A 1263-nucleotide genomic window follows, 5' to 3' on the forward strand; every position below is an offset into this window, starting at 1 on the left:
GTTGAAGTCGCAGTTCCATACTGGCGACTACGGTCTGATCGTCGGGCTCACTGCGCATACAGGCGATTCCGCACTGGACTGCTTGGTCATCACCTACGGTGGGTCGGCGTTACTACGACTGCTGGACATGCTCGCCGGTGACATATCGCCGGTGACACTCCATCTGAGCTGGCCGGAGCCGGCCGAGGTGGTGAGCCACGACGAAGGTCCGGGGTCGAATCGCCGATTCTTCGACGCTCCGATTTCCTTCGTCCACGTACCCGAGGACACCCTCAACAATGCTTGTCGGTTCTCGGACGCTCTCGCATATCGACTCGCTATCGCTGATCTGCAGCGAACACTCGCCCAGCGAAGTGGGTCCATGTCATCTACGGAGAAGGTGAGGCAACTGTTGGAGAAGGACCTCGGACAGCGAACCAACCATGGTGTTGCACAGGCATTGTCGATGTCGAGCAGCACGTTGAAACGGCGGCTTGCCGAAGAAGGAACCACCTACAGCAAGGTGCGCCAATCGCTGCTGTACGAGCACGCGATGCTACGGCTCCTCGACCGATCGGTTTCGGTCAGCGAGATCGCTACTGAACTCGGATACAGCGACCTCGCCAACTTCTCTCACGCCTTCAAACGCTGGACCGGACGCTCTCCGAAAGATTTCCGAAACCCGCCACTCTCGGACGACGCGGATTCGACGTAGATCCCACAGAACGCGGGGTCGAGATCGATGCCTCCGTTCGTCCGCGGACTGATCGATCTTCATCGCGGAGAGTTCGGAGACGTCGCCGCCGTGAGAACGAAGAGTTTGTGCAAACTCGAGTACGAACCACTTGTCACTCGACGGTGTCGGCCGGCACGCGTGTGGTCTCCGATTCGAGAAAGTCGACGAGTGCTTCCAACAGGCTGTCCGCGCGGATTTCGACATCAGCGAGGACAGAGTCCACGTCATCGAGAAGACCGTGGGCGTGTCTACGCGCAAGCGTTCCGCGTTCGTAGTAGCCGGGGTCGAGCACGACCCGCGGTACTGGATCCGATGCCGCGATCCGCTCCGGCTGTTGTGACCGCGCAGTGGGCTGCAGGCGGGTGGGCGCACGTCCGTCCAGGTGCGCTCGCACGATGCCGGCGACCGCACGCGACGTGAGCGGGGTCGCAGTCAACGGGGTGTGACCCCACCGGTCGATCGCAGTCGACAGCGGCTGTCGATCGGCCGAATCGACGTACCGGTCGTATCCTCCGATTCCGGTGCCGCCCACGGCATCGAGAGCGTCG

Annotated in this window: 2 protein-coding genes; one reads left to right on the forward strand and one right to left on the reverse strand. The window is 61.7% G+C overall.

The genetic code is table 11. The annotated features are described in order from the left end of the window. The coding region (locus AC0B9F_RS38160) for a helix-turn-helix domain-containing protein (RefSeq protein WP_472010407.1) at positions 1-694 on the forward strand (694 nt) is incomplete at its 5' end. A 133-nt stretch (positions 695-827) separates the two neighbouring features. On the opposite strand, the gene AC0B9F_RS38165 is transcribed toward AC0B9F_RS38160, so the two are convergent. Next, a partial coding sequence (locus AC0B9F_RS38165; RefSeq protein ID WP_472010408.1) for a hypothetical protein occupies positions 828-1263 on the reverse strand: 436 nt, incomplete at its 5' end.

This window comes from Streptomyces sp. NPDC097129 (assembly GCF_055668065.1).